Genomic DNA, 4,756 nt, shown 5'->3' with positions numbered 1-4,756 from the left:
CCGGTCGCTCCAGTTGCTCCTGTCGCACCTGTTGCTCCCGTGGCTCCTGCTCCGGTTACTCCTGTTGCACCCGTTGCTCCAGTTGCTCCTGTCGCTCCCGTTTCGCCTGTCGCACCCGTGGCTCCCGTAGCTCCGGTGGCTCCTACTCCTGGGCCAGTTGGACCAGTAATACCCTGTGCACCTGTCGCACCCGTGGCTCCTGTCGCACCCGTGGCTCCCGAACCTGTGGCGCCAGTCGCTCCAGTTGCTCCTGTCGCACCTGTTACACCAGTCGAGCCCGTCGCACCTGTGGCTCCCGCCCCGGTTGCTCCTGTTGCGCCCGTTGCCCCGGTTGTTCCCGTTGCACCTGTTGTCCCAGCTTCACCCGTTGCACCTGTTGCTCCTGTGGCTCCGGTAGCACCTGTTGCTCCTGTTGCGGAAACAACTGGCGCTGCCAGAACCGTTTCCAGCTTTGTTTGAAGCAGCATTTCTTTTTTCGTCACATCACGAAGTGTGTCACGCACACTTTGATTGACTAATAATACATCGCTCAAAGTCGCCGGAGGAGATGTAACTCCTGGCAGCGTACCAAGCGCAAACTGTATTTTTTCACCTTCTGCATTAAGGATATGACTTAACCCAAGCTCTTCTAAAGCAATAGAGGACAGTAATAAATTGATTGCGTCATCCCTAGTTACCGTAATAATGGGTGTAATATTAGGTATGTTAGCTTGCGACAACAATATCCCTCCCTATCCTATAATGTAAACTCTGGATACCATATACATATATGTGATTACAGGATAAGGGGTTCTCGTCACATCTATAACCAAATACCTATTTCAACGATGATTCCATCCTTAATATCTTGGGTGAACATAACTTCCATATTTATAAGTCAATCTCTTGAAGCCTTTATTGCGCATCCATGCATCAATTCGTTTTTCAAATAGTTCTCCACCATATACCGGATATCGCTGCGACGCAGGATGTATCTCATGATAAGACGCAAACTTGAAATCTTGTGCATTTACTAGATAACATTGATCTGAGAATCCATATCCGAAATAGAAGAACTCGTCTTCGCTCTCTGCTTCGAACCTCGCTTCATCATATCTACCATTCCATACCGGATTAGCTACCTTGATACTCCGATCGGACTCCATGCGGTTGATAGCCTCATCAATCCAAGAGAAGGAGGATTCTAGTATGGAGTCCCCGGAGAAATGGAGCAAATAAGGCGTATGGCATCGGTATATACTTACCAGCTCCGAAATAGAATAATAGTAGCCTCCCGCAAAAGATTCCTTCTCAATCTGGAAATACTGCAGTACCTCGTCGGCCCAATGTTCAACAACTGCATATTCGGTGATTACTCCTGAATCCACTAATTTCTGTGCATAGAAGGAAACTTCTTCGACATCATTTACATTATTAATATAGAGAATCACTTCAGAGAAGGAGTACTCATTCAGTGCCACTGCCCTTTGCAATCGATCCGTCGTGAGCAGGGCCTTCCAATCCTTTTCGTAACATTTCGTTTCGAAGGTAACTTGATGCTTCATATCCATCCATAGCCTCCATGCATTTCGAAAATATTCAAGTATAGAAAGAAGGTATCCTTATGACTGAATGGAAATTCCATCGTAAAAGCTTCGAGTATGATCATGTTGCACCACATGTGCTAACCTATTCCGCTTGGACAGGTCATCGTGAATTCGCATATGATCTGGTATCATTTGTAAAGCCGCAATTAATCGTTGAGCTTGGCACGCATTGGGGAGCTTCCTTCTTCAGCTTCTGCGAAGCTGTAAGGGACAATGACTTGTCTGCGAAGTGCTATGCAGTGGACACATGGGTAGGTGACTCCCATTCTGGTGCCTATAATGAGGACGTGTATCAAGAAGTGGGACAGATTGCAGCATCCTTATATCCGAATGTTGCCACGTTATTACAATCCACATTCGATGATGCGCTTCAGCACTTCGAGGATGGCTCCATTCATCTTCTTCATATTGACGGATTCCATGAGTATGAGGCTGTACACCATGACTACCATACTTGGCTGCCTAAGCTAGCTGATAACGGAATCGTATTGTTCCATGATATCTCCGTCCGACTTTATGGATTTGGCGTGTGGCAGCTATGGGACGAATTAATCGCTCAGCACCCTTCTTTTCAATTTGAGCATTCCAGCGGATTGGGCGTGTTGTTCCCTAAAGGAGATGCCGCTTACTCAGAAATACATCCTCTCATTTCGCATCAACTTCTACAAATGTATGCACACCCTAATCAATAGACTGACAGCCAAGTTTTCTACTGTTTGTGGTACCAGTCCCAAGGCTTAGGCATCCAATCATACGTGTAAAGTACTTGCGGAATCCGATGTTGAAGCTGAATGTCACCAGCGCATCTGCCGCCCCATTCATCATCTTCCCCGTAGCTAATATCTTGGAACTGATGTACAAGTGCAATTCGTCTCGCATAACACATGAGATGATTCGGTTTTCGATAATAATACTGCGCGTCTTGCCCATGCTGATATTCAACACCGTATTTGCACAGTTTATCGGAAATGCCGTTCAGCTTCACCTGTACGTCGAACACAATACAATCGGCACGAGGTTCTTTTTCGATCGCCTCCAGCAAAGCATCCACATAATGAGGACTGATTTGATCATCGTCATCAATAAAGGCAACAAACCGTCCTTGAGCCTGTTTGAGCAATTGGTTTCGTTTATCGCCAATTGTTCTTTTTTTATTGTCAATGAGGACTAGTATTTCTACAGGTTTACCAAACGCTTGTTGATGAAGGTCAGCTAATAATGAAGATAAAAAGGTGAAACGCTCCGGAACTGACGGAATAAGCAGAGATAGCCCACAATTCTGAGATCCGCTCTTGTCCAGCATCTCAAAATAGGGGCCAAAATGCACTTCATTAGTAATGACACTTGGGTGATCAGGTGCATATAACGCAGCCTGTTGATGATGGTGGTAGGCTCGCTTGAGATCACCTAGCTTGTCATAGCATACACATAATTGCAGGTGAGGCAGCCATGTATGATTCGCAATTGCGTCCGCTTGAGCGGATGAGAACGGCATTTGTAATGCTAATCCATACCAGCTAGCTGCTTCTGACCATTTCTCTTGTATGAAATATTGATAGCCGATGCGGCAGCAACTATCAGCGCTCGGAGGCTCATATTGCAGCGTCCTCAGAATCGTTCTAATTACTTTGGCATCCATGCCCAGTTCCTTATAACCGTTCGCTAGGAGCCCGCACACGGAAACGGCTGTTTTCGCATCGATATCCCCTTTGTCCAACAATAATTCATAAATAATAACAGCCCGTTTCCACTCGCCCTTCTCCATGAACGTCGCAGCATCTTTCAGTATTGAGGAAATGTCTGATGCATGGCCATCCTCTGAATGCTTGTGAGTATCCAATGACATGCTCCTCCTTTAGAGCCATTAAGACTAGCTCGAAACATAGTTCGCATTACTCTCTATTATATGTTTCTCTTGATCATCGGTGTCTGGAATGGTCTCCTGAGTACTCCCCTTGAAATACAGGTATCCTTCGAACAAATTCGGCAAGATCTGACCCGTACGACGAAGCTCAGTCACATGTGCACGCGTAATCTCACTTGTAATCTCATATTGCTGCATAGTCTGCTCAATCCCATATCGTCTCATAACCTTTTCTATAATGGATTCCAAGGTTATCGGCCTGTCTTGAATGATCTGATAGATAACATTCGATAACTCATTTATTCGCGACAAATGCTGGTTCGCCAAATCCATTATTTTCGATTTCCGGATGCATCCGCCATGATACAGCACATACGCTTCGGAACTTAACGATAACAACTTGCGAATGGATGTCTTGGCATCTGCAATATTTGTATAGTAAAGAAGCTTCTGCTTTGATAAAGTATGATACCCGAACAATGCATCACTGCAGTATACAACATCATCCGGTGTAATCACTCCAATCATGCCTGCACAATGTCCTGGCAGTATAACAATTTGCAGCTGGATGGCATCTACTTGGAAAGATCCCTCCTCATATGGAATATAGTCAGTGATCAAATGATTGCGCTCATGATCTTCACTCTTAATGCTGTCGCCTCCACGAGAAGCATCTGATTCGTCGAGCATATGCTGCATGTACATCCCTGTTTGATGCGTGCTGTATATCTTGATGTTCGGATATTGATCCTTGAAATAATGGATTCCCCTACACTGCACTTCATGCCCATGCGTTGTAATAATTGCCGTTATTTTGCCTCCATACTCTTTGACAGCATGATCAACTTCTCTTGCCACGCTTGTACTCGCACCACTATCAATGAGTACCGCACACTTGGTCTTTGGATCCATGTATACGCCAACGGCCCAGCGTCCAGATGCACAATAACTGGAGCCCGCAATACGAATGAGATTCAATTTTGCCATCAAGCAATCTCCTTTCCACATCATTGTGATGAGGTAAGTTGCGTTTATTTTCTATAGTAAATTCTGCTTCCTATTTTTGATACAATCTTGTTTTGATTCAACATCATGTCCCCGTCCACCTGATGATGGGTAATAATGAGCGGCGCCACTGGCAGCTTTACTTTTACTGGTTTCGTCTGAGGCCGAGGCTTACGCACATCTTTGGACATAAACGGAGGACTTGATGGACGTCTCTTTTTCACAGCACCGCCAACCTTGACGGCATCTAACGCACTCGACACCTGATTCACAGTTTGAATCGGTTGAACGACTTCCTTCG

5 protein-coding genes and 1 pseudogene are annotated in these 4,756 nt (G+C 45.4%); 1 reads left to right on the top strand and 5 read right to left on the bottom strand.

Annotation, left to right across the window (positions count from 1 at the left end; translation table 11 throughout):
- Nucleotides 1-719: pseudogene (locus BLS15_RS28895) on the bottom strand (collagen-like triple helix repeat-containing protein); the annotation flags it as partial.
- Between the two features lie 120 nt (nucleotides 720-839).
- On the bottom strand, nucleotides 840-1,550 hold the full coding sequence (locus BLS15_RS06030; protein ID WP_021254592.1) for a hypothetical protein: 711 nt from the start codon (nucleotides 1,548-1,550) through the stop codon (nucleotides 840-842).
- A 53-nt stretch (nucleotides 1,551-1,603) separates the two neighbouring features.
- Here BLS15_RS06030 and BLS15_RS06025 point away from each other — a divergent pair, with 53 nt between their 5' ends.
- Entirely contained in the window at nucleotides 1,604-2,278 is a 675-nt protein-coding gene (locus BLS15_RS06025; RefSeq protein WP_021254593.1) for a class I SAM-dependent methyltransferase, read from the top strand.
- Nucleotides 2,279-2,295: 17 nt separating this feature from the next.
- Here the strand turns inward: BLS15_RS06025 and BLS15_RS29340 are convergent, their stop codons facing one another.
- The 3 genes from BLS15_RS29340 to BLS15_RS06010 all read right to left on the bottom strand — a co-directional run.
- Nucleotides 2,296-3,426 (bottom strand): glycosyltransferase, encoded by a 1,131-nt coding sequence (locus BLS15_RS29340; protein WP_231515148.1) that lies wholly within the window; start codon nucleotides 3,424-3,426, stop codon nucleotides 2,296-2,298.
- Nucleotides 3,427-3,456: 30 nt separating this feature from the next.
- Nucleotides 3,457-4,437, bottom strand: coding sequence for an MBL fold metallo-hydrolase (locus tag BLS15_RS06015; RefSeq protein WP_175460726.1), 981 nt, complete (start codon nucleotides 4,435-4,437; stop codon nucleotides 3,457-3,459).
- A 44-nt stretch (nucleotides 4,438-4,481) separates the two neighbouring features.
- Nucleotides 4,482-4,756 (bottom strand): hypothetical protein (locus BLS15_RS06010; RefSeq protein ID WP_175460725.1); only part of this gene is annotated, 275 nt, incomplete at its 5' end.

This window comes from Paenibacillus sp. cl6col (assembly GCF_900102125.1).
In the GTDB taxonomy this organism is placed as follows: Bacteria; Bacillota; Bacilli; order Paenibacillales; family Paenibacillaceae; genus Paenibacillus_B; species Paenibacillus_B suaedae.
Note: the sequence above shows the minus strand (reverse complement) of the source record. Positions and strands in the feature narration are given on the sequence as shown.

Coding starts and splice junctions, on each gene's coding strand:
- BLS15_RS06030 (WP_021254592.1), bottom strand. CDS start 1,550: ATGGATATGAAGCATCAAGTTACCTTCGAAACGAAATGTTACGAAAAG.
- BLS15_RS06025 (WP_021254593.1), top strand. CDS start 1,604: ATGACTGAATGGAAATTCCATCGTAAAAGCTTCGAGTATGATCATGTT.
- BLS15_RS06015 (WP_175460726.1), bottom strand. CDS start 4,437: ATGGCAAAATTGAATCTCATTCGTATTGCGGGCTCCAGTTATTGTGCA.